The sequence below is a fragment of the Mesorhizobium sp. M6A.T.Ce.TU.002.03.1.1 genome, from assembly GCF_003997275.1.
Lineage (GTDB): Bacteria > Pseudomonadota > Alphaproteobacteria > Rhizobiales > Rhizobiaceae > Mesorhizobium > Mesorhizobium mediterraneum.
This window is the reverse complement of sequence record NZ_RZTI01000001.1, coordinates 159,686-181,659: the sequence shown is the minus strand read 5'-3', so window position 1 is coordinate 181,659 and position 21,974 is coordinate 159,686. Positions and strand designations below refer to the sequence as shown.

Annotated in this window: 23 protein-coding genes; 10 read left to right on the top strand and 13 right to left on the bottom strand. The window is 62.3% G+C overall.

From position 1 onward, the window contains the following. Window positions 1–46: 46 nt before the first annotated feature. From EOC93_RS00855 to EOC93_RS00845, 3 genes are all read right to left on the bottom strand, one after another. Complete coding sequence (locus EOC93_RS00855) at window positions 47–1,045, bottom strand: GlxA family transcriptional regulator (protein WP_095483530.1); 999 nt, start codon at window positions 1,043–1,045, stop codon at window positions 47–49. Between the two features lie 17 nt (window positions 1,046–1,062). Continuing rightward, on the bottom strand, window positions 1,063–1,962 hold the full coding sequence (gene folD / locus EOC93_RS00850) for a bifunctional methylenetetrahydrofolate dehydrogenase/methenyltetrahydrofolate cyclohydrolase FolD (RefSeq protein ID WP_127203593.1): 900 nt from the start codon (window positions 1,960–1,962) through the stop codon (window positions 1,063–1,065). A gap of 118 nt (window positions 1,963–2,080) precedes the next feature. After that, window positions 2,081–4,618: a GumC family protein gene (locus EOC93_RS00845; RefSeq protein WP_127203604.1), complete on the bottom strand. Its 2,538-nt coding sequence runs from the start codon at window positions 4,616–4,618 to the stop codon at window positions 2,081–2,083. A gap of 197 nt (window positions 4,619–4,815) precedes the next feature. Between EOC93_RS00845 and EOC93_RS00840 the strand changes: the two genes are divergently transcribed. After that, window positions 4,816–6,111: a lipopolysaccharide biosynthesis protein gene (locus EOC93_RS00840; RefSeq protein ID WP_127203592.1), complete on the top strand. Its 1,296-nt coding sequence runs from the start codon at window positions 4,816–4,818 to the stop codon at window positions 6,109–6,111. 143 nt (window positions 6,112–6,254) lie between these two features. After that, entirely contained in the window at window positions 6,255–7,403 is a 1,149-nt protein-coding gene (locus tag EOC93_RS00835; RefSeq protein ID WP_127203591.1) for an alpha-hydroxy acid oxidase, read from the top strand. A gap of 82 nt (window positions 7,404–7,485) precedes the next feature. Here the strand turns inward: EOC93_RS00835 and EOC93_RS00830 are convergent, their stop codons facing one another. Genes EOC93_RS00830 through EOC93_RS00820 form a run of 3 tightly spaced genes read right to left on the bottom strand, consistent with a single transcriptional unit; the run spans window position 7,486 to window position 10,390 of the window. After that, a complete protein-coding gene (locus tag EOC93_RS00830; RefSeq protein WP_127203590.1) occupies window positions 7,486–8,406 on the bottom strand; it encodes a DUF6492 family protein in 921 nt (306 codons plus the stop codon). Then, on the bottom strand, window positions 8,403–9,221 hold the full coding sequence (locus EOC93_RS00825) for a WecB/TagA/CpsF family glycosyltransferase (RefSeq protein ID WP_127203589.1): 819 nt from the start codon (window positions 9,219–9,221) through the stop codon (window positions 8,403–8,405). The genes EOC93_RS00830 and EOC93_RS00825 overlap by 4 nt, the downstream gene beginning before the upstream one ends. After that, window positions 9,218–10,390, bottom strand: coding sequence for a glycosyltransferase family 4 protein (locus EOC93_RS00820; protein ID WP_127203588.1), 1,173 nt, complete (start codon window positions 10,388–10,390; stop codon window positions 9,218–9,220). Before EOC93_RS00820 ends, EOC93_RS00825 begins: the two co-directional genes overlap by 4 nt. Window positions 10,391–10,564: 174 nt before the next feature. Here EOC93_RS00820 and EOC93_RS00815 point away from each other — a divergent pair, with 174 nt between their 5' ends. Genes EOC93_RS00815 through proC form a run of 3 tightly spaced genes read left to right on the top strand, consistent with a single transcriptional unit; the run spans window position 10,565 to window position 13,741 of the window. Then, the gene (locus EOC93_RS00815) at window positions 10,565–11,563 is read left to right on the top strand and encodes a glycosyltransferase (protein WP_095483522.1); all 999 of its coding nucleotides are present in this window, start codon (window positions 10,565–10,567) and stop codon (window positions 11,561–11,563) included. After that, entirely contained in the window at window positions 11,532–12,884 is a 1,353-nt protein-coding gene (locus EOC93_RS00810; RefSeq protein WP_127203587.1) for an O-antigen ligase, read from the top strand. Before EOC93_RS00815 ends, EOC93_RS00810 begins: the two co-directional genes overlap by 32 nt. A gap of 41 nt (window positions 12,885–12,925) precedes the next feature. After that, on the top strand, window positions 12,926–13,741 hold the full coding sequence (proC, locus tag EOC93_RS00805) for a pyrroline-5-carboxylate reductase (protein WP_127203586.1): 816 nt from the start codon (window positions 12,926–12,928) through the stop codon (window positions 13,739–13,741). A gap of 15 nt (window positions 13,742–13,756) precedes the next feature. On the opposite strand, the gene EOC93_RS00800 is transcribed toward proC, so the two are convergent. From EOC93_RS00800 to EOC93_RS00785, 4 genes are all read right to left on the bottom strand, one after another. After that, a complete protein-coding gene (locus tag EOC93_RS00800) occupies window positions 13,757–14,149 on the bottom strand; it encodes a type II toxin-antitoxin system VapC family toxin (RefSeq protein WP_127203585.1) in 393 nt (130 codons plus the stop codon). Next, a complete protein-coding gene (locus EOC93_RS00795; RefSeq protein WP_095483518.1) occupies window positions 14,149–14,391 on the bottom strand; it encodes a type II toxin-antitoxin system VapB family antitoxin in 243 nt (80 codons plus the stop codon). Before EOC93_RS00795 ends, EOC93_RS00800 begins: the two co-directional genes overlap by 1 nt. A 104-nt stretch (window positions 14,392–14,495) precedes the next feature. After that, window positions 14,496–15,809, bottom strand: a complete 1,314-nt coding sequence (locus EOC93_RS00790) for an NAD(P)H-dependent oxidoreductase (protein ID WP_127203584.1) — start codon at window positions 15,807–15,809, stop codon at window positions 14,496–14,498. Between the two features lie 343 nt (window positions 15,810–16,152). Next, window positions 16,153–16,755 carry an outer membrane protein gene (locus tag EOC93_RS00785; protein WP_245461339.1) on the bottom strand — a complete coding sequence of 201 codons (603 nt, stop codon included), beginning with the start codon at window positions 16,753–16,755 and terminating at the stop codon, window positions 16,153–16,155. Window positions 16,756–17,093: 338 nt separating this feature from the next. On the opposite strand from EOC93_RS00785, the gene EOC93_RS00780 reads away from it, so the two are divergent. Then, window positions 17,094–18,095: a YihY/virulence factor BrkB family protein gene (locus EOC93_RS00780; protein WP_126103669.1), complete on the top strand. Its 1,002-nt coding sequence runs from the start codon at window positions 17,094–17,096 to the stop codon at window positions 18,093–18,095. Here the strand turns inward: EOC93_RS00780 and EOC93_RS00775 are convergent. Beyond that, complete coding sequence (locus EOC93_RS00775) at window positions 18,052–18,336, bottom strand: DUF3606 domain-containing protein (protein ID WP_127203583.1); 285 nt, start codon at window positions 18,334–18,336, stop codon at window positions 18,052–18,054. The genes EOC93_RS00780 and EOC93_RS00775 overlap by 44 nt on opposite strands. Window positions 18,337–18,562: 226 nt before the next feature. On the opposite strand from EOC93_RS00775, the gene EOC93_RS00770 reads away from it, so the two are divergent. Together EOC93_RS00770 and EOC93_RS00765 are read left to right on the top strand one after the other, a co-directional pair. Then, the gene (locus EOC93_RS00770) at window positions 18,563–18,826 is read left to right on the top strand and encodes a hypothetical protein (RefSeq protein WP_127203582.1); all 264 of its coding nucleotides are present in this window, start codon (window positions 18,563–18,565) and stop codon (window positions 18,824–18,826) included. 190 nt (window positions 18,827–19,016) lie between these two features. Then, a complete protein-coding gene (locus EOC93_RS00765) occupies window positions 19,017–19,217 on the top strand; it encodes a CsbD family protein (RefSeq protein WP_095483513.1) in 201 nt (66 codons plus the stop codon). A 145-nt stretch (window positions 19,218–19,362) separates the two neighbouring features. On the opposite strand, the gene EOC93_RS00760 is transcribed toward EOC93_RS00765, so the two are convergent. Further along, window positions 19,363–19,563 (bottom strand): hypothetical protein, encoded by a 201-nt coding sequence (locus tag EOC93_RS00760; protein WP_127203581.1) that lies wholly within the window; start codon window positions 19,561–19,563, stop codon window positions 19,363–19,365. A 218-nt stretch (window positions 19,564–19,781) separates the two neighbouring features. On the opposite strand from EOC93_RS00760, the gene EOC93_RS00755 reads away from it, so the two are divergent. Together EOC93_RS00755 and EOC93_RS00750 are read left to right on the top strand one after the other, a co-directional pair. Then, window positions 19,782–20,672: a transglutaminase family protein gene (locus EOC93_RS00755; protein WP_126103670.1), complete on the top strand. Its 891-nt coding sequence runs from the start codon at window positions 19,782–19,784 to the stop codon at window positions 20,670–20,672. Between the two features lie 70 nt (window positions 20,673–20,742). Then, the gene (locus EOC93_RS00750) at window positions 20,743–21,624 is read left to right on the top strand and encodes a transglutaminase family protein (RefSeq protein WP_095483511.1); all 882 of its coding nucleotides are present in this window, start codon (window positions 20,743–20,745) and stop codon (window positions 21,622–21,624) included. Here the strand turns inward: EOC93_RS00750 and EOC93_RS00745 are convergent. Continuing rightward, the gene (locus EOC93_RS00745; RefSeq protein ID WP_095483510.1) at window positions 21,615–21,914 is read right to left on the bottom strand and encodes a DUF1236 domain-containing protein; all 300 of its coding nucleotides are present in this window, start codon (window positions 21,912–21,914) and stop codon (window positions 21,615–21,617) included. The two genes, EOC93_RS00750 and EOC93_RS00745, sit on opposite strands and share 10 nt — an antisense overlap. Window positions 21,915–21,974 lie beyond the last annotated feature (60 nt).

Here is a 21,974-nt window from a genome sequence, read left to right as displayed (position 1 = left end):
AGCCCGGACGCAGGGTGTGGGAGGGTCGGCCCTTGAGCCAAACCCCTCAATACGTCGTGCGCCGCTCTTCGGAAGGCGGCCGGCCGAACTGCAGCCGATAGCTCTGGGCAAAATATGAGTGTGAGGTGAAGCCGGTGGCGATCGCCACGTCGAGGATCGGCATGTTGGTCTGGCGCAGCAATTCGCGCGCGCGCTCAAGCCTGAGCCGCATATAATAGCGACCGGGCGTCACTGTGAGGTGACGCAGGAACAGGCGCTCGACCTGGCGCACCGACAGGCCCGCCGACTTGGCGAGTTGCACCGCCGACAACGGCTCGTCGAGATGATCGGCCATCAGCTCGACGATGCGCCGCAGCTTTTCCGATTTGCCGGTCAGGTCGCGCTCAGGGCCGACGCGCTGGCGGTCTCCGGCGGAGCGGATGCGCTCGTGCTGGAACTGGTTGGCGACGCCGTTGGCGAGGCTGGAGCCGAAATCGCCGCGCACGATCTCCAGCATCAGGTCGATGGAAGTGGTGCCACCGGCGCAGGTGTAGCGCTTGCGGTCGATCTCGAAGACATTGCCGGTGCAGTTGATGTCGGGAAACCGCTCGACGAAGCCGGCGCGGTTTTCCCAGTGGATGGTGCAGCGATAGCCTTCGAGCTGGCCTGCCTCGGCGAGCAGATAGGAGCCGACCGAGAGTGCGCCGAGCGCGTTGCCGCGTCGGCCCCAGCTGCGCAGCGCTGCCAGCACCTTGCTCTTGCCGGGAAACTCCGTCGTCAGCCCGACCGAGACGAAAAGGATATCGACCGGCGGCAGATCGGCGACAGCGTAGTCGATCTTGAGCGGCAGGCCGTTGGAGGCCATGACGGCATCGCCATCGGCCGACACCGTCGTCCAGCCATAGAAGTCGCGGCCGAGCAGCCGGTTCGCCGACCGGAACGTGTCGATTGCCGCAGCCAGCGAGAACATGGAAAACTTGTCGACCAGCAGGAACCCGAACTGCCGGCCGCCTTGAACGGGATCGTTCGTGACCGGCCGCTCTGAGGGAACAGTGAGGTTCGGCAAAGCTGCGCTTTCCAGGATCAGAAGGAGGGCCGTTTCAACCCGGCCGCGAGATAGGCAGAAGCTAGCGTGTTGGCCATCAGCATGGCAATGGTCATCGGTCCGACGCCGCCAGGCACCGGCGTGATGGCGCCGGCCATCTTCGCCGCTTCCGCATAGGCGACGTCTCCGACCAGGCGGGTCTTGCCCTCGCCCTTTTCGGGCGCCGCGATGCGGTTGATGCCGACGTCGATGACGGTAGCACCGGATTTGACCCAATCACCCCTGACCATTTCAGGTCTCCCGACAGCGGCAACGAGAATGTCGGCGGTGCGCGCCAGTGCAGCCAGGTCCTTGGTGCGGCTATGCGCGATGGTGACGGTGCAGTTGGCGGCGAGCAAAAGATTGGCCATCGGCTTGCCGACGATGTTGGAGCGGCCGACGACCACCGCATTGAGGCCGGAAAGATCCTTGCCGCGCACGCGCTCGATCAGCAGCATCGAGCCGGCCGGTGTGCAAGGCACGAACGCCGTCTCCAGTTCGCCGGTGCCGAGCTTGCCGACATTGATGAAGTGGAAGCCGTCGACATCCTTTTGCGGCGCTATTGCCTGGATGACCTTGCCCGCATCGACATGGCCAGGCAGCGGCAGCTGCACCAGGATGCCGTTGATGGCCGGATCAGCGTTGAGTTCGCCGATGATATCAAGCAGCTCCTGTTCGGAGATCTCGGCCGGCAGCGTGTGCTGGACCGAATGAAAGCCGCATTCCTTGGCGGTGCGGGATTTGGAGGCGACGTAAACCTGGCTGGCCGGATCCTCGCCGACGATGACCACGGCGAGACCGGGCTTCTGCGCGCCCTTTTCCATCAGCTCGACAGTCAAGGCCTTGACCCGCTGCACCACGTCTTCGGCGATGCGTTTTCCGTCAATCAACTCGGCCATGAAGCACCTTCAACATCATTCTTCTTCGGGCGGCATTTTCACGAAAATGCGGCTGGGCAATCCCGTCAAAGCGCCGTCTTATGCCGTTAACTCGAAACCTAGGGCTTTTATTCGGCGCTCAGAAATAGCGGCGGCCCGATCGGCTTTCGGTGAGTTCGCGAACCGCTTCGCGGAATTCGCGCAGGCTGGCTCGGATTTCCTCGATAGAGGCTTGCTGTGCAGCGGCTTCCGAAGCCTGATTTGCCTTGTCCCATGGGGCTCGGGGATAGATCGACTGCTGCTGCGGATAAGGCACTTGCCCGGCATCGGGCTTCGGCGGCTGCGTATAGGGGTACGCCTGCATTGGCGGGGCCGGATACATCTGTTGCGGGTGCGAAGCATAGGCGCCCTGCTCGGCTTGCGACTGCTCGTTGCCGGCAGGCGCAGGCCGACGCGGCGCGAAGGGAGACGCCGGTTCCGGGCGAGCGGAATAGACGGGATTCCGCTTCGCGCTTTCGGCGATTGCCGGTGAGCCACTGGCTGAACCACCGGAATGCGTGTTGGCAGAGTCTTCCCTGCGTGCCTTGCCCGGCGCGATGTTGCTCACCGCCGACAGCAGCGCGCTGATCGGACCTGAACGCCTGGTGGCCTCGACTGGCGGAGCGGGCGGCGGTGACGCCTGGTATCCCTTGTCTTCAATGGGTGTCGGGCGCTCGGCCGTCCTGCGACGCGGCCGCGCATTGGCGGTTTCGCGCAGGCTCGCATAGGCACCGCGCACGGCGCCAAGACCGACACCAGAGGCGAGGCCCGCCAGCAGGCCGGCAAGCACCGTCACGGCGCGCGACGGTCCGTTTGGCTCGAGCGGGGCGAAGGCCTTGGAGATCACGTTGATGTTGGCGGTGTTGATGTCCTTCTGCTCGCCGGTCTCCTTGGCGCGCAGAAGATATTGCTCATAGACGGAGCGTTTGGCGGCGGCCTCGCGCTCCAGTTCGCGCAGGGTGACTAGGTCGCTGTTGACGTCGCCGCTGCGGACCTTCAACTGCGCCAGCCGGGAGGCCAGATCCTGTTCGAGCTGCACGGCGCGCTTCAGGTCGACCTGCAGCGAAGAGGCGATGCGGCGCAGTTCCCCGTCGATACGATCGCGCGAGCCGGCAAGCTGGGCATTAAGCGCCTGGAGCTCGGGATGGCGCGGCCCGAACCGGATCGCGGCGCGGTCGGCCTCCTGCTTGAGCGTCGCATATTGCGAGCGCAATTCGCTCATGGTGTTGGAGTTGATTTCCTCCGGCAAGGTGCCGCTCAGAACAGAATTCACGTCGATCGAGCGCGCCGACGCCGCACGGGCGTTGAGTTCCAGCGTGCGCGCGCGGGCGATGGCAAGCTGCTGGTTGAGCTTGAGCATCTCGTCGTCGCTGATTAGGTGACCTTGCGCGTCGACGAGGTCATGCGTGGCCCTGAAATCCTCGACCTTGCGCTCGGCCACTTCCACGCCCTTGCGCAGCTCGTCGAGCCTGCCGGTCAGCTCGTTGGTCGCGCGGCCAGCGGTGTCGGACTGGATCTGACCGAACGTCTGCAGGAAAACGTCCGTCATCGTGTTGGCAATGAGAGCCGACTTCTCGCCATTTTGCGTGGTGGCGCTGACGGAGATGACGAAGGTCTTGCCGCCGCGCTCGACCGAAAGGCTTTCGGCCAGATTGCCGACGGCCAGCGCACGGCGGCGGTCCGCATCGGCACCCGGCTCGTCATTGCGCGACAGGATCGACCGGATGAGCGTCATCACGCCCAGGCCGCCGGAATCTTGCCCGTTGAACTCCGGATCGTTGACGAGATTAAGCTTGTCCACGACCTTGTTGAGAACAGTGCCGGAGGTGAGCACGCGAACTTGGTTTTCGACGATGGCCAGCGTGGCGTCGGATGCAACCACTGATTGGGTAAGATCGCGGTCGGTGAGTTTCAGGTCGCGCGGGTCGACGATCAGCTCAGCGGTGGCTTCGTATTTCTTCGGCGTCGACAGCGCGATCGCGACGCCAAGCGTGGCGCCCAGTATGGTCATGGCGACGATCAGCAGCTTCGACCGGGCAATGCCGCGGACGACCTGCATCGGATCGATCAACGGCCTCCATTCTTGTCCGTCGTCGCGGGAAGACCGTTGCTCGTCATCGGCATATCGGGACTCGAATGCGGCATATCGAGGCTCGAATGCGGCATATCGAGGCTCGTCACCGGTGTATCGAGGCTCGAACGCGGCATGTCGGGGATCGGCATCGAAACGGCGGTCCCCGGAAACACCGGCAGCAACCGGCTCCTTCCGCAGCCTGGCTTCCGCATAGTCTGCTTCAACGGCCTCGTCGGTCTCAAGCGGTATCCGGGCGGCCGAAGCGGATGCATAGTCGGCTCGAGGCTGGCTTGTTTCATCGTCTGCCGAGAATTCCGAAGCTACCGGGCGTTCCTGGGGTGCCGAGGGCTCCGGAGCTGCGGAGAGTTCCGGATGCGCTCGCGCCTCCCGGCGTGAGCGCGCGAGACGATGGCGCGTGGCGGCATCCTCGCGCCATGACGGGTCCGCCCGGTCCCCGATCGAAACCAGCGATGGTTCAGCGTCATCTTCGCCGCGCATCGCCTGGCCGAGCGCCAGCAAGGATCGCTCGCGCTTCCAATCTTCACGGTTTTGCCTGTCGACCATTGTCGTGGAGCTTGCCCCTGGCGGCTTGGACGCGCGGTCAGCCATTCGTTAAGCCACGCTAAACAAGCATAGGAAACAAAAGGTTAATTTCTCTGCCTTGAAGATGAGGTTTCCCTCTTCGGTTGTGTCCTTCTTGAAGCAACAAAAAGCGTTCAGAACGGCGCGTTAAACTTTCCAACCTATGCTGTCTCCGACACATGACTCAGGCTGGCAACATCCCGCAAAGGCGGCCCCTCGCCCGGATCGGCGCTTTCGTGGCCGAGCGACGGGGACTGGTTCGCGACTATCTCTCGGCGATCAGCGGCGCAGGCGGGCGGCTGGTGTTTTCGCTCGCCTATTTCATCGCGCTGGCCAACACGCTGTCCATCGCCGAGTTCGGCGTGTTCGCGACCGCTTCGGCGGCCGGCGTGATGCTGTCGCGCATCCTGGGCTTCGGCTTCATCTCGGCGCTTTACCGAACCGCCACCATCCGCCCCAATCTGATCGGCACCTTCACCGCCGGCTTCCTTCTGCTCGGAGTGATATCGCTGCCGTTGCTGGCTGCCGCCTCCTACGGCGTCTACCTGATCTTCTTTGCCAGCACCGTGCCGCTGTCGGTGTTTGCGGCGATCGTCTTTGCCGAGGCGCTGTTATGGCGGCCGGTCGAGGTCGCGCTGATCGTCAACAACGGCCTCGGCAAGTTCGGCCGCGCCGCGCTGCTGACGATCCTGGCAACGGCCTTGCGGGCGCTCGGCGCCGTGCTGTTCATGTTCGCTGCGCAGCCGACCATAGGGGTCTGGTCCTGGTATTATATCGGCGCCAACGCCGCCTCGCTGCTCATCGCCTTCGGATTTTTCTATCCGCGCCAGAGGCTGCGGCTGCGACTGGAACTCTATCTGCGGCGGCTCGCCGATTCCATCTACGTGGCCGGCGCGGAGGTGCTGTTCTACCTGCAGATGGAATTCGACAAGCTGCTGGTGCTGGCGATCGGCGGTCCGCACCTCGCCGGCATCTATGCCATCATCATGCGGCTTGTCGACCTGACCGCGATCCCGATCCGCACCTTCTCGATGATGCTGGTGCAGCGCATGATGCGCGCGCCGGAACTGCTGTCGCGCCTTTCGGTCAAGAGCGGCATCGAAGGCGGCGTGTTCCTGGTCTCGACGCTGGCGCTGGCGGCGCTCGCCATCGTGCTGCATTTCTTTCCCAACGCGCTGGGCAAGAATGTTGCCGAGGCCGCCCCTCTGGTGGCGCTGGCGATCTGCGTGCCAGGCCTGCGCAACCTGGTCGAATACCAGGCCGAGCTTCTGTTCGCGCGCGGCCAGACGCTGGTGCGGGCGATCAATCTGGCGCTGCTTGCCGGGCTGAAGGCGGTCCTGCTGACCTATGTGCTGACCACGATCCTGGACACGCCGGATCTGGTGTTGTCGCTCAATGTCGTCTTCCTGCTGCTCTACCTCGCCTCGACGCTGCTCACCTATTCGGCGATGCGCAAACCGGCGAAGCCGGTGTAAGGTCGATCAGCTGGCCGCCGACGCCCGGCCCGTTGCGGCCGTCCCTCGTTCAGCCCGCCTCAGTTAGGCATTGCGCGGCAGTGTGCTATCGGGCAGGTGAGCCCGGGCCAATAGGGTTGGGCCCGGGCCAACAGAGTGATGAGATGCGTCTGAGCAACTGCCACAACTTCCATGACTTCCGCAGCATGGCCAAACAGCGCCTTCCCCGACCGATCTTCAACTACATTGACGGCGCGGCAGATGACGAAGTCACCTATCGGCGCAACAGGGCTGCCTTCGATGACTGCGACCTGGTGCCGAATGTCCTGCGCGGCGTGACCAATGTGGACATGTCGGTGACCGTCATGGGCCAGAAGCTGGCGATGCCGGTCTACTGCTCGCCAACAGCGCTCCAGCGCCTGTTCCACCATCAGGGCGAACGTGCGGTGGCGGCAGCGGCGGCGAAATATGGCACGATGTTCGGCGTCTCCTCGCTCGGCACCGTCAGCCTCGAAGAGGCGCGCCAGATCAGCAATGGGCCGCAAGTCTACCAATTCTACTTTCACAAGGACCGCGGATTGAACCGCGAGATGATGGCCCGGGCCAAGCAGGCGGGAGTAGAGGTGATGATGCTGACGGTCGACAGCATCACCGGCGGCAACCGCGAGCGTGACAAGCGAACGGGGTTCGCTATTCCCTTCAAGCTCAACCTCGCTGGTATCGCCCAGTTCGCGGTCAAACCATCGTGGGCGATCAACTACTACACGCATGAGCGGTTCAAGCTGCCGCAGCTCGACGGTCATGTCGACATGGGCGGCGGCGCGATGTCGATCAGCCGCTACTTCACGGAGATGTTGGACCCCGCAATGTCGTGGAACGACGTTGCCGAGATGGTGCAGCACTGGGGCGGACAGTTCTGCCTGAAAGGCATCATGTCGGTCGAGGACGCCAGGCGTGCGGTCGAGATTGGCTGCACCGGAATTGTCCTCTCCAATCACGGCGGTCGACAACTCGACGGCTCGCGTACCGCGTTCGACCAGCTTGCGGAGATCGTCGATGCGGTGGGAGACAGAATCGATGTGATGATGGATGGCGGCGTGCAGCGCGGCACGCATGTGCTCAAGGCGCTCTCGCTGGGCGCAAAAGCCGTCGGATTGGGCCGCTACTATCTCTTCCCACTGGCGGCCGCCGGGCAGGCCGGCGTCGAACGCGCGCTGGAATTGATGCACATCGAGATCGAGCGTGGCATGAAGCTGATGGGCTGCACCTCGGTCAACGAACTCACGCGACGGAACCTGCGCTTCCGTCTGTAACAGGTGACTTCCACCCTTTCATCACCCCTACCGGCAAAACGGCAAGGGGTCGAAACCGGTCGTTCAGGGTCTGACCCAAGGACTAGTCGAGCCCGATCAGGCGGCGGATTCGGCCGATATCCGTGCCGATGAAGGACTGCATGCCGATGGCCACCTGTTCCGGCGCCATGGCGGCGACGAAGCGGCGGAACTCGTCATCCGACAGCGCTTCGCCCGTCCAGTGGACGCGGCAGAATTCCTCCGAGCCGTGGAAATGGCCGGCACCGGCGAGCACGTCGTCGACATAGCGGCCGTAGATCATGCATTCGGAGAATTTGCGCACCGCACCGACGATTTCGACCCAGTTGCGGCCATGGACCTTCTCGATCCGGGCACACATGGCGGTCACTGTTTCGCGGCGCCATGCGATCAGCGTCGAAATGTAATCGTGGGTGGAAACCTCTGATGGCTCGATGCCGAGCGCCGAGCCCGCATTGCGCGACCAGATCCGGTGTTCCTCATGGCCTTCGGACAGCACGCCGTCGCGGCGGAACAGACGCACCTTGCCATCGCGCCAGAAGGCGCTGCAGTCGAAAGGTTTTAGGAACGCCACGTCGGAATCGCAGAAGATCAGCACGTCTTCCCCGGCACGCGCTGATATCGCGATGCGGCGAAGCTGCTGCACATGCCAGCCGCGCAGCGGCATGGTCTTCAGGCTGAGCCAGATGCGCCGGCGGAACAGGCTCAGTGGATCGTCGAAGGCGTGCAGCCAGCGCGGCAACAGGTCCCGCTCGTCGACGACGGTGCGGCGGCTGTTCTCCAACTGGCGAAACAACGCCACGTCGCGATGCTCGACAAGAATATAGTGGTGCGCCACGCCGGAAACGTAGCGGTCGAGGGTTTCGCACAGCAGGCGACAACGCTCCAAATCCGGCGCATAGCTTGCCGTCACGACCGCCGCCGTCGGCGTCCGGCGAAGGACATCGGGGGCGGCGGCAGGGCTCGGCACGAACCGGCTGTTCAACGGCCCACTCCGGAGCCTGCTCCGCGGCCTGATCTGGCAGGGGCGGGCCTGCGCAAGAATTTCTGGCCAATGACGCGCCACAGAAACACAGGATTACCGACGACATAGCGGCGCCAGAGGCGGCCCGGCTCGATCCACAGCCGAAACAGCCATTCGAGCCTGAGCCGGCGCATCCACAGCGGCGCCCGCGGCACCGCGCCGCTCAGGAAATCGAGCAGCGCGCCGACGGCGATCGGCAGTGTGCAGTGGCGCGCATCGATGTGGCGCGCGATCCACAATTCCTGGCGCGGCACGCCCATGGCGACAAGCAGCACGTCCGGCCGCAATCTGGCGATGCGATCGACGATTGCCGGCTCCTCTGCGGGGGAGAAATAGCCGTCGTGGATGACCACGAATCTGTGCTGCAACGCGAGCGCTGCCAGCTTCTTCGATGCCGCCTCGGCGTTGGCCTGCGTCGCGCCGAGCAGCCCCACGGTCAGCGGCCTGGCGGACGCCTGGAGGAAAGCAGGGATGAAATCGGTGCCGTTGAGATTGTCGGGAAACCACGTTCCGTAGAGCAGTTTCGCCGCCAGATCGACACCGACACCGTCAGGCAGGATGAGAAAATCGTCGAGCGCCTCGGCAAAGACCGGCTCCGTGTAGGCGACATTGGCATTGTGGGCGTTGAGAAAGCTGACCTTGGTGAAGCGTCGCTCCGCAATCAATCGGGTCAGCAGAGCGACCGCATCGTCCCAGCGGATGGCGAGGACGGATATACCGAGGATCGATTTCAAACTGTCGACCCCGAATGCGGCGCGGGCGGTGTGCATGTTCACGCGAACACCTCCTGCCTGATGGGATCGAGCTTTTTCAGGCCGAGCCTGATTGCGGCATCGAGCGCTTTCACCTGCCGGCGGTGGAAAGCGCTTCCGTCGACGTCCCTGACATTGGCCGTCGCGGCTTCCAGGGCGCCGGCGAAGGCGACCGGATCGTCGGCCACGACGCAATTGACCGGGCGATGATCGATGCCGCGCAGCGAATGGCTGGTGGCAACGGAAGGCAGGCCGAGTTCGAAAGTCTCGATGGTCTTGAGCTGCACGCCGCTGCCGGAGGTGCTGATCAGCGGGATGACGGTGGCACTGCACACGAAGGCCTGCGCGTCCGGCACGCGGCCGACGAATTCGACACCGGGATGCGTGGAAATGACGCCCGGCGGCACGCTGCCGGCGATCCTGACCCGGAAATCCGGCCTGAGATGCGGCACCACTTTGTCCAGGAACCAATCGAGGCCGATGCGGTTCGGCTGCCAGGTCCAGGTGCCGATCAACGCCGCGTCGCAATCGATACGGCGCAGGGTTTTTTGCGCGGGCGGCTCGGCGCAAGTCACCAGCGGCAGCATCGCCGAACGATCGTCGGAGCCGACGCCGAGCGCTGAGCGATCTTCCTCGGCCAGCGTGAAGACGAAGCGTGCCCGGCGGCAAAGCCGTGCTTCAATGACCTTGAGCAGCTTGGCCTCACGGCGAAACAACATGCGCTGGAAGAGACTGCCGGCAGCAGCGGCGTTCTGCAGCGCCGAACTGTGCTCGACATTATGGGCGACGAAGATCGACGGCCGGTCGCCGAAGAGGCTTTCGAAGGCGCCGGCGAACTGCACGGAATTCAAGACATAGCCGTCAAAAGGGCCGGCGCGATCGACGGCGGCCTGGACCTCGCTGTCGGTGACCACGCGCAGCTTGACCGACGCGAAAGTGAGGCCGGAGAGCAGCGCCTTTGCAACCCAAGCGAGCTTTTGCAGCGATGACGCGCTTTCGGTGCGCACATCGACGGCACCGAGCACGATGGTGTTTTGCGGATCGCTCGCAGGCTTGCCGGGCCAGGTGAAGCCGATCACGGTGACGCGCGCGCCGGCACGCCGCAACGCGGCGATGATCGCGGCATTGGCAATCTCATAGCCCGAGGCAAGAGCGCCGTCGGGCACGATCGATGTGGCGAACAGCAGATGCATCTCACCTATCCTGAGCGGATACAGCTAGCAAAGCGCGGTGAAGCGTTGATTAAGTGAAGGTATTTGGCGGCCTGGAGTCGCGGATTTGCGGGCTTGTCCGCGAAAGGTGATTAACGAAACGTTATCGTCGCGATGCTATCAAGAACCAAACTCACCATCCCGGGCTGAACACGGATGATCCCATTGCCATCGGACGATTCGGTATCGATCGCGGGGCGCTCTCCGGGGCTTGTCACGACGGCCGTCGAGGCGGTCGTGACGCTGCCGACCTTCAAACGGCCCGAGCAGCTGCTGGCGACGCTGGCATCGCTCAAGGCCCAGCAAACCGGCAGACGCTTCGCAATCATCGTCATTGAGAACGAGGCCGAGGCGCGCGCCGGCGCCAGGGCGGCGCTGCCGCTGTTCGAGCGCGGCGAGATATCAGGCATGGTCATCATTGCGCATGAGCGCGGCAATTGCAGCGCCTATAATGCCGGCTGGCAGACGGCGATCCTGCACTTTCCAAATTTCAGGCACTTGCTGGTCATCGACGATGACGAGATCGCCGATCCGCAATGGCTCGAGCGCATGTGCACGGCGGCCGAGACACTCAGTGCCGACATCGTCGGTGGCCCGCAAAGGCCTGTGTTTGCCGACGCCGCCCATGCTGGATGGGCCGAGCACCCGGTCTTTGCGCCACCCTACCGGGAGACCAGGCGTGTGCCTGCGCTCTATTCCTCCGGCAATCTGCTGGTTGGGCGTTACGTGCTCACCGCCATGGGGCCGCCCTTCCTCGACCTGAAATTCAACTTCATAGGCGGCGGCGATTCCGATTTCCTGAGCCGCGCCGCGCAAAGAGGCTTTGTGCTTGGCTGGTGCGCCGAGGCGCAAGTGCGGGAAAGCGTCCCGGCCCGGCGCGTCGAAGCCGACTGGATCCGCGCCCGCAGCCTGCGCAATGGCGTCATCTCGACACTGGTCGAGAAGAAAAAACGGGCTGGCACGCCGTTCGCCGGTACCAAGGTCTTTTTAAAGAGCCTGGCGCTGCTTGCCGCCTCGCCGTTTCGCGGCGCGGCCAGGCTGATGCGGACGGGATCATCGGCGGCCGCCTTATACCCCATTCATGTCGCCCTCGGCCGCGTGCTTGCCGAATTCGGATATGCCAATGAGCAATACCGGCAGCCTGAGAAGAACTGAGCGCGCGCCGCTCAGCGCGGCGTTCACGCGCGACGGCGTCGCGACCGCGATCGCGGCGCTGCTGTTCACCGTCATCCTGGTGTCGTTCCGCCCCTTCCAGCCGGCCGGCGCCGAAATGACCGGCGACGGCGGCGACATCGTCAACCAGCTCGGCTTCGGCTCGCTTGGCGCGATCTCGATCTTCTCGCTGATGGCTTTCGCCGACCCGCGCGTGGTGCGCTCGCTGCTCAGCCCGTCCTGGCTGCTGATGCTGGCTTTCCTCGTGCTGTCGGTGGTGATGGCAACCGACCCGCCGACGGCCATGCGCGCCGCCTCGTTCACGCTGATCGGCATCTTGACGATGGCGACGATCCTGGCGCTGACCCGTGACGCCGAGGCTTTCTCGAAAGTCATCATCTTTACCACCGTCGTCGTCATGGGCCTCTCCTATGTCGGCCTCATCCTATTTCCGCACGAGGCGCTGCACACCACCGCTTCGCTGGAGCCGGAACATGCCGGCCTGTGGCGCGGCGTGTTCACCCACAAGAATATCGCCGGGCCCGTCATGGCCTGTTTCAGCTTCGCCGGGCTGTACCTCTATCGGCGCGGACAGCGGCTATGGGGCGCGTCGATCTTTTGCGCGGCGATGATTTTCATGTTGCACACCGGTTCCAAGACGACCGCGGGACTGGTGCCGTTTTCGATCCTGATCGTCGTGCTGCCGAGCCTGATCGGCATGCGGCTTGGGACGCCGCTTCTGTTTGCGCTGGCCGTCATCGCCACGGCGGTCGCCACACTGGGCATCGTCTTCCTGCCGCCGGTGAAGCATCTGACGGCACTCTATTTCCCCGACCTGACCTACACCGGACGCACGACGCTGTGGGAGTTCGCCGGCGAGATGCTGGCGAAGCGGCCATGGACCGGCTACGGCTACGAGAGCTTCTGGGGCACGCCGCTGCTGCTCAACCAGGACCAGCCCTTCGACCGGGCCTGGGATATCAGAACCATCGTGCATGGCCATAATGGCTATCTCGACATCGCGGTGCTGATGGGCATCCCGGCGCTCTGCGTGGCGGTCTACACGTTCCTGATCGCGCCGCTGCGCGACTACATGCGCATCCCCTTGCGCAAGGAAAACATCTATCTCGGCGACTTCTTCATGATGGTGGTGCTGTTCGCAGCGCTGAACGCCTTCCTCGAAAGCTTCTTCTTCCATCGCGCCGATCCGGTCTGGTTGTTCTTCGTGTTCGGCATGTTCGGCCTGAGGCAGGTGTCGCTGCGGCCGATGGCAGTTCGGGGCCTGTCCTCACGCCATCCGTCCCAAGAGGGCTTTCCCGCCTAGTCGCGAGCGTCTATGGGAGAACCTTTTAGCGGAGGTTTTCCATGACGATCAGGCTCGTTCTCGCCGGCTGCGGCAATATGGGTTACGCCATGCTCTCGGGCTGGCTGAAATCGGGCAAGCTCCCCCCGGCGGCGGTTATCGTGGTCGAGCCCAATGCCGATCTGCGCAAGCGCGCCGAAGCGCTGGGCTGCGGTGCCGCCGCGGATGCCGGCGGCATTCCGGCGGACGCGGTGCCAGCCCTCGTCGTCATCGCGGTGAAGCCGCAAGTGATCCGCGACGTGACCGCCGCCTACCAGCGCTTCAACGATGGCCGCACCACCTTCGTCAGCATCGCCGCCGGAACGCCGGTCGCCACTTTCGAGGGCATTCTAGGCGATCGCGCGCCGATCGTGCGCTGCATGCCCAATACGCCGGCGGCCATCGGCAAGGGCATGATGGTGGTGTTTTCCAACAGGCTGGTGTCCGACGCCACCAAGCGCTTTGTCGCCGACCTGCTTTCGGCGAGCGGGGAAGTGACCGATATCGACGACGAAGGCCTGATGGACGCGGTGACGGCGGTGTCCGGGTCCGGCCCCGCTTATATCTTCCATTTCATCGAAGCGCTGACCGTGGCGGCCGAGAGGGCCGGATTGCCGACCAAAACCGCCAGGCTGCTGGCGATGCAGACGGTCTATGGCGCCGCCTCGCTCGCCGCCGAAAGCGGCGAAGATCCGGGCGTGCTGCGCCAGCAGGTGACCAGCCCGAATGGCACGACGGCAGCCGCGCTTGCCGTGCTGATGGGCGAGGAGCGGCTGACCCACCTGCTCACGGAAGCCGTGGAAGCGGCACGGCTAAGGTCGATCGAGTTGGGGAAGTAGGCGCGGCTTCGCGGATTACGCGAGATCGGTATGCGAAAAGTCGTTACCCTTGTAGAGCAGTGCGGAGCCATGACTTTTTGCGCAGGCGTAAGAAAGGCAGTCGGCTAAGTTGAGCTGGGCGGGATGCCCACGCCCCTTTCCATAGTTTGAAAACGCCTGGATCGCGAGCGCTGCATCGCCGGCGTCGATCGGCACGATTTCGATTTCAGCCTCTCGAAGAAACGCTTCTATCGCGTCGCCGGCGACACCCGGCTGGACGGCGAGCATCGTTGAAAGCCGCATCGCCGCTTCAAGCACGACCAGCGCCGAAGTTATCCTTGCGGGCGCTGCGTCGATGCGGTTGCTCCACTCGTCGGCATCCTCTTCTCCTGAAAGAATCGCGACAACCACGGAGGTGTCGACGAACATTAGGAATGTCCCCACATTTCGTCGATCTCATCCTTGTTGACAGCCCGACCGCCCTGGCCTGCCTTGGCCTTGAAGTCGTTGGCAATGGCAGCGAGCCGCTCCGCCAGAGGAATGCGTCCGCTTTCCCGCTTCAATTCGGATTCAAGCGCTTCGATGACCGCTTCGGTCATCGAAATCTTTCGTTTGGCAGCAAGCTCTCGCGCCAGTTCGCGTGCGCGCGGGTCCCTGATCTGAAGATTCATGTAATTGGCCTCCGCTTCGCTGTCACTACAATATAGAGAGTTTGTCATGACAATACCAGCGTGCTCGGACGAAAGCCGTCCGATAGCTCCCGCTCTCGACGGCATCAAGCCCCGTACAGCATCTCATCCTGCAGCCGGCGCAAGGCGAACAGCCTGGTCGTCGGGTCGGGTGCGGAATTGCCTGATGTCAGCAGCTCGCCCTTCCTGACCGGTTTCAGCACCTTGCCGCTTTCGAGCAGGCCGACCGGCACGGCGCGGTTGGCGCGAGCCTCTTCGACAGTCATGGTCCACGAGCGGTAGCAGGTCTCGCCGATCGCATCGAACGTCTCTCCTGCCGCCAGATCGCGCTTGGCCACGGCGCAGACCTCGGCAACCGGCCTCGGCAGCGGCACCATGTCCGGCTTGCCGTAGAGCGCGATACGCGCGGCGGTGAGCGGCACTTCCAGCGAGGTCAGATGATACGGCCGGAAGAAGCTGTAATAGGGACCGTGGCCGATATGCAGATCGTCCATACGCTCGATGATGCGCGGATGAGTCGCCTCGACGATGACGAAGACGCCGGGCGCCACGCCCTTGCCGATCGTGTAGTCGACGACGCCCTTCTTCGACAGGATGCCGCCATCCGCGCGCGGGATGAGCACCTTGGCCAATTCATCGCGATCGGCTTTGGGGCCGTGCATGCCGGCAACATCAGGCACCAGCCTGGTGGCGTTGGCGATGGCGCACATCTCGACCATGGTTTTCGAGCCGTCGACGAACTCGACCAGCATGCGCGGGTTCATGTTGCGGCGGAGCGCTTCCGCGCGATAGTCGTCGGGCACGGCGTCATGGTTGAGCGGGTTGTTCTTGCCCTTGCCGGCCGAGACGATGGTGTAGCCGAGCGCCGAGGCGAACTCGATCAGTTCCATGCAGCTCGACGGCTCGTCGCCGGCGCCGACCGAATAGACGACGCCGAGCCGGTCGGCCTGCTGCTTCAGATAGCAGCCGATGGTAACGTCGGCCTCGACATTCATCATCACCAGATGCTTGCCGTGCTCCATCGCCATCAGGTCAAAATCGGCGGCGACGCCTGGCTTGCCGGTGGCGTCGATCACCACGTCGATCAGCGGATTGGTCACCAGCATCTCGTTCGAGGTGATGGCGATCTTGCCGCTCTCGATCGCCTCGCTGACCTTCGACGGCGTATCGGCCTCCCGTGCCATCGCCTCGTCGCCATAGGCGATGCGGACGGCGTCACGTGCCGTGTGCGGGCGCCGGGTCGAAACGGCGCACACCGAAATGCCCGGCATAAGCATGCCTTGCGTCACCAGGTCGGTGCCCATCTCGCCGGAGCCGATGACGCCGATGCGCACCGGACGGCCTTCCGCGGCGCGCTTGGCGAGATCGCGGGCAAGCCCGGTCAGGGCGACATTGGTCATGCGCAAGTCCACTGCTTTTGATTTGAAGGGGGAATAGCAGGGAACGCCCACCTTTTGCCAACGAAACCGGCCGCCGTAGGCAATTTCTTGTGGCTGGCTCTCAGGTCGCGAGCGGATAAGGTTCAGCCTGGATACTGTTCAGAGACGAGGAGACGCCCCTGTCGGGCGCGGCGCGCCCCGACAGGGTCTCAGGCGAGGTTGGCATGACAAAATGAGTTCACGCCCACACCGCAGTCATGCTGCCGTCAGAGCGACGACGGTGCCCAAGCCTGCGCTCAATTGCCTGAGGCCGGCATGGGTCGTCCAGGGACCGCAGTCGGTTCGTCTGCTGGCTTCGTTTAGACTAGAACTTGTATGCGAGGCCTACAGAGACGGTGTGCATCGTCAGGTCGACTTCCCCGCGCGTGATGTCTTCCGTGCCGAAATCGTAATAGCGATACTCGGCCCGTCCAAGCCAGTTGTCGGTGAAAGCGTGTTCCGCACCGAGCCCCGCGGTCCAGCCGGTGAAGCTCATATCGTCATCTTCCACAACCGTAGACACTTCGCCATGCGCAAAAGCAATACCGGCCGTGCCAAAAAGCAATGTGCGATCCCAAGCGTAGCCCACGCGTCCGCGCACGGACCCGAACCAGTCGATCTCGGCGTCTCCGTCATCGTCGAGCTCGATCCAGCTCTTGTTTATGTCACCCTCGACACCGAACACGAAATTTCCGGACTGGAAATTATAGCCGGCAAGCGCTCCAACAAATGCTCCGTCCAGATCGGCCGTTCCAACAAGTGGTGGATTGGTGAAAATCGTCACATCCGCATCAGCCCAGCCATATCCGCCTTGCACGCCAAGGTAGACACCGCTCCAGTCATAGACTGAAGCGACCACGGGCTCCTCATACACTGGGTCTGCCGCGAGAGCGCATCCGCCCCAGGCAAGCAGCATCGTGGCGGTCAAAGCAGTCCGTCTGATAGAAAACATGGCACCCCTCGTCGGCTCCAGAATATCCCCCACAGTAGCCGGCTATCTCCCCGAAGTCTGTTGCTGAACTGCAACGCTGCAGGAAAACATTCATCACGTCAAACCTGGCCCGTATTGCCGCAAAAGAGCGCCACGCCCGCTCCCAGATCTGCAATCTCGGCCGCCTGCTACCTCCTCGTCGTCGCAGTGGCACCTCGTCAAACAACTCAAGATCCATCACCTAAACTCCGGATCCAAACGGACTTACCCATCTGCTGCTCTGGTCCGTTGCCGTGCTGCCTCTAATTGCTTGCTGAGAGGCAGGTGAGGCTAGCATGTGGAATCTGGCGAAAGAGGGCTGGGCACTCCTTGCGGAGAGCATTGTCGGCTTCATCAATGACAACGCCCTGAGTCACGGGGCAGCAATGGCGTTTTATGCCACAACCTCGCTTGCGCCGATCCTGCTCATCGTTGTCGCTATCGCTGGCCTGGCCTTCGGAAATGATGCGGCGCAACTTGCCCTTTCGGCCCAGCTCGCGGGTCTGATGGGGCCGCAGAGCGCGGAGCTTTTGCAAGCGACAATCGAAAATGCCTCCCATCGGACGGCGGGCACTCTTGCGGCCATCCTGGGGCTCGTCACGCTGTTCGTCACCGCATCCGGCGTGTTCGGCGAAATGCAACTTGCGCTGAACGAAATCTGGAAAGTCAAACCGGTTAAGACATCGATTTCCGGGCTTGTGCGGGCCCGCGCCGCAAGCCTTGGGCTCGTCGCCGCGCTTGGCTTCCTGCTCCTGGTGTCCCTGGTCGCGAGCGCTGCAATTTCTGCGCTTGGCGAAATCATCAACGCATATCTGCCCTTCGGCACCATTATCCTGAGCACAATCAACGGGATCGTCTCGTTTGCCCTGATCGCGCTTTTGTTCGCGGCAATCTACAAGGTCCTGCCCGATCGCGCGCTGCGATGGCGCGACGTTGGCATCGGCGCGGTGGTGACGGCGTTTCTCTTCACGATCGGCAAGTCGCTGATCGGTTGGTATATCGGAGCAAGCGCAACCGCATCGTCATACGGCGCAGCCGGCGCATTGCTCGTCGTGCTGTTGTGGGTCTTTTATTCGTCCGAGATCTTTCTGCTGGGCGCCGAATTTACACGAGCCTACTCGGTTCGATATGGCAGCCGATCCGATCTGGAGGCGACCATCAAAGCAAGTGATCGCGAACAGAAGCTGGCGACGGCGGCCAGGATTGAAAAGTCTGAAAACGAAATCCTTGGCTGGATTGTTTTCAGCAGTCTCCTCACCGCGTTTCTAAGCCATTTCTGGCATCAACACCGGCGTTGAGACGTCCGGCGCGGCGGCCCGAGCCTAGCAGGGGCTTGGGGACATCCGATCGAAGCGACGTGCGAAGTTCCTTCGCCGCCGCCACCAGCTTGGCGCGGTTGCTTCCATATCTCTTGATCAACTGATGGACTTGCGCTGGGGTGATGCCGTTTTGCCGGGCAAAATGCGCTACTATGTAGTCCTCGCTGCCGGAGATCCGATCCCGGTGGCGGGGATAGAGCTTCGCCGCGTCGGCTGTCATGCTTACTCTCCTTTGGTCACGTTTGCTCACGATGTATGATTGGCCAACGCAAAAGGGGCGAATTCGTTGCCGCATGCGACACCAGGGCGCCTCGGCTTTTCGCCGCAGACCCGAACGCAAGGCCAAAAACAATCGGACCGACGCACGCCTTCGGCTAAACTCATACGTCGATTTTTCGAGACTCAGCCCTCTGGCACGCGCATGATATCGGCAGGGAGGAAAAACCATGCGCGAATTGCCAAAGAGCATTGACGCAGACGTTGTAATCGAAATCAGCAGGTTGCTCGACGACCGTGCGAAGTCGGCACCAGTGCCAGTCCACAAGCTTGCCTCGATGATCTCGAATAGTGTCGAGACCGACCTGCCGACAGCTTCCATCGAAGAGCTGATCGTTGAAATGGCCATGACCCGCCAACTCCCGATGCTGTTCGATCTACCGGAGGCGGATGCAGATAACGTCATATCGATCGCCTTGGCGCGCGCCAGCTGATCCCGCTGGGGAACCTTCCTGTCGAGTGTGATTTCAAGACGCGGACGGTTCCATTCGATCCCCTTCTCCGCCCCGCTGGCTCCGGCCGGCGGCTTTGCTGCGTCGCCCATAATAATCGTCATGGGCGATCCGCCGTTCGGGAACGTGTGGTGTCCATATGCATTTCCTCCAGACAACAAAGGAGGAATCCATGAACTGGGATCAAATCAAGGGAAAATGGATGCAGTTCAAAGGCAAGGCCAAGGAGCAATGGGGCGACCTCACGGACGATGACCTTGATCGCATCGAGGGCAATCGTGACCAACTCGCAGGACGTATTCAGGAGCGGTATGGAATCGCCAAGGAAGAGGCAGAGCGCCAGATAGACGACTGGTCCAGAAGCCTCACCTGAGCGTTCAGAAGGCTGCGCCGTCGATCGGCGCAGCCTTCGGCACCGTCCAAAGTCTGCCGCTCCGAAATGAGCGGCGGGCGACGTGTATGCGATGGTGGCGAGGTGATCTACGCCACTGTCGCTTTCAGGATGTTCGGAACGAGAGCTAGCGCGCCGATTGTCTGTTGGCTTGTGCGGCGACTGCCGTGAGGAAAGCCGTTGCGGCAGTATCGCACGCCGCTCGGGACGGGCTATAGGCGAAAAGGATCAGTTCGGCAGCCCCTATCGTAATGCCATGCTTTTCAGCGAAAGCAGCTATTTCGTAGGGCTTGTCGTGACCTATGGCCAGATCGTAGTCTTCGTTCATTATTTCCTCCCGTTTGCGACGTTCCTCGCCTTGGCCCCTCCTTGGCGCAAAGATTAAGTTCCGGGGCATTGAGAGAGTCTACCAATTGGAGATTGCAAAAGGCTTAGGCCTACGGCGCCTGATGCGGGCCGTGTCGAGGCGGAAGCCTCCATTTTGTCCGCTGCACATCGAAAAAGATATATGATTGCGCTGATATCGCAGGTGGTCGACGCAAGCCAATGCCGATTTTTTCAGTCAAGCACACGACCGTCTATCGCTACACGCAACCGGTGACGTTTGGCGAGCACCGGCTGATGTTCAGGCCGCGCGATAGTTTCGATCAGCGACTTCTCGATCACGCGCTGTTTGTGAACCCCGAGCCCAAAGAGATTCGCTGGATCCACGACGTTTTCGGAAACTGCGTTGCGGTAGTCGACTTCAAGGGCTCCGAAGACGAACTGCGTTTCGTGACAGACATTCGGCTCGATCACACACCGCAGCATGCGCCTGATTTCCGGATCGATGAAGCGGCACTCAGCTATCCCTTCTCCTATGATCCCGACGAGGCAACCGACCTCACTCAAACCATGGAGCGCCATCATCTCGATGACGGCGACGAGATCGGCAAATGGGCACGACAGTTCGTGAGTGCCAGAGGGCATACCGAGACGGGCAAATTGTTGATGACGCTTTGCTATGCCATCCACGAGAGCTTTGTGTATTCCCGTCGAACTGAACCAGGGACGCAACCGCCGCTCATGACGTTGCACCTGCGTCGAGGCACATGCCGGGACTTTGCGCTGTTTATGATGGAAGCAGTTCGTTCGCTGGGTTTTGCCGCGCGTTTTGTGACTGGCTATGTCTATGTGCCGAACCGCGATAGTGCTTCTGTCCTCGGCGGCGGTTCGACGCATGCCTGGTGCCAGGTCTATTTGCCTGGCGCGGGCTGGGTCGAGTTCGATCCCACCAATGGCATTGTCGGCAACCGGGATCTGATCAGGGTGGCCGTCGCCAGGCACCCGCAGCAAGCCATCCCTCTTTCTGGAAGCTACTCCGGCAGCGCGTCGAGTTTTCTCGGCATGACGGTGGAGGTCAAGGTGGTGAAGGAAGCCGGCACCAATGGAAATTAGAGAACCCTAATGTTTTGCGGAACTGTTCGGACAGTCTGGAGTTTGCTGAAATCAACGCGTTGGAGCTGCCATGCGTATCCGCGCCGGTTTCAAGCTTGCCTACGAATGTCCGCAGCCGACACCGATGCTGCTCGTCCTTGAGATCCATCCTTCACGTCGCATCGATCTTTTGACAGAACAAATCATCGGCTTCGATCGCCCGAGCGAGGCCCGCGGCTATATCGACGCTTTCGGCAATCTATGCACGAGAATAGAAGCGCCCGCCGGGCTGACGACGATATCAACGAACTTCGAAATCTATGACACCGGTAAGCCAGAAATTGTGGTCGCCGACGCCATCCAGCACGATATCAAAGAGCTGCCCGACTACGTGCTCAGGTTTCTTCTCGGCAGTCGCTATTGCGATACCGATCGGCTTGGCGACTTCGCTTGGGCCAATTTCGGCAACACCGCACCCGGATGGGCGCGCGTCCAGGCGATCTGTGATTTCGTTCACGAACACATCGCCTTCAACTACCAGGCCGCGGACACGCTGCGGACCGCCTACGGCGCGCTAACCGATCGGGCCGGCGTTTGTCGTGATTTTGCGCATCTGGCAATCACGCTGTGCCGTTGCATGCACATTCCGGCGCGATATTGCACCGGCTACCTCGGCGACATCGGGATACCGCCGATGCCGTATCCCATGGATTTCAACGCATGGTTCCAAGCCTATCTCAGCGGCCATTGGTTCACCTTTGATGCACGGCATAACCAGCCTCGTATCGGCAGAATCCTAATGGCGACGGGATGCGATGCGAATGACGTCGCCATCTCAACGAGCTTCGGTCTTTCCCGGCTTACTCGCTTCGAAGTCATCACAGAAGAAGTCCAAGCCGAGCCTGAGAAGGCGCCAGCCCGCCGCACCTTTCGGCATGACGGGCTTCAGCGGGAGGGGTCAAGTCAATCGTAGACCTTCACAATCTTGCGGGTACCTGGATCGACCAGGACGGTTCGGCCGTCGATGACTACGTAGCGGTACTGAACGTCCGGCACCTCGTAGAGCTCGACTGTCTCGGGCAGAGCAGTGCCGATGTTGAGCTCCACGCCGGGAAGGCTGAGGGATGCCAACGGTTTCTTTTTCACGTATTCCCGGATCACAGTGTCCTGCTCGGGTTGAATGATGACGTCCTGAGCAGCGGCGGCGCTGACACCAACGAGCAGAAGGATGCCTGCCGCAGCCGATGTAAGTTGCTTACCCATATTAGCCTCCGAGCAACCTTCAGCTGCGGTGCTTGATTGCTGCCGCCACGGGTTGCTTAC